The sequence below is a fragment of the Pseudomonas sp. P5_B2 genome, assembly GCF_056400445.1.
The window spans coordinates 1-670 of sequence record NZ_JBFULH010001366.1 but is presented as its reverse complement, the minus strand read 5'-3'; the positions used below and the strand labels follow the sequence as shown (position 1 = coordinate 670).

The following is a 670-nucleotide window of genomic DNA, read 5'->3' as shown; positions in this document are numbered from 1 at the left end:
GGATTCAACGCGTCATTGACAGGGTCTGGCTCCCCCGGATTAACGGGGCCAATGTAATAAATATTAACGGTGATTTTGGCTTCACTGCCACCTATAAGCCGGGTGTCTCTGAACATCTTGTAGCTGATGGTCGTTTCTTCATCGCCGTCGGTATTGCCATAGACCTTTTTGATAATCGCAAAGTCAACATTAACCCACGTCAGCTTGCCGTCGATACTTGCATCCACTCGCTTCTCACCAAGCGGTTCATCCCCCCAAAACACCATAATCGTGTCCGGACCGGCATTAGGAGTCGGTACCTCGATGATGATGTCGACACCCTGCTTGCAATCCGCCAGGTCAATCAAATCATCGCCGTCCTCACCATTGGCCAATGGCACCACCGGCGGCTTAAAAACTGTCGGGTCAGCAATACGTTTTACTTCGCGAGAACTGGGAGCGGACTTTTTACCTTTATTACCGGCGAGGTCAGTCACCACATAGACAAGTGTGTTCCTGCCTTCCATAGAATCTATAAAAACTTGAATAGGTACAATGACTTCATTGCTGGCTGGCAGTACGCCTTCAAACACTGGTTGGTCGCGATCAACGTCMGGGGCCTTGCCCCAGAAAACCTTGATTACATCGGTGGCGTGGAAATTGCCGTAAGCCGCTACTTTGATCTTTATAC

Annotated in this window: 1 protein-coding gene; it reads right to left on the bottom strand. The window is 49.6% G+C overall.

The genetic code is table 11. From position 1 onward, the window contains the following. On the bottom strand, positions 1 to 670 hold a 670-nt coding region (locus AC1DRJ_RS31255), incomplete at both ends, for a hypothetical protein (protein WP_477805506.1).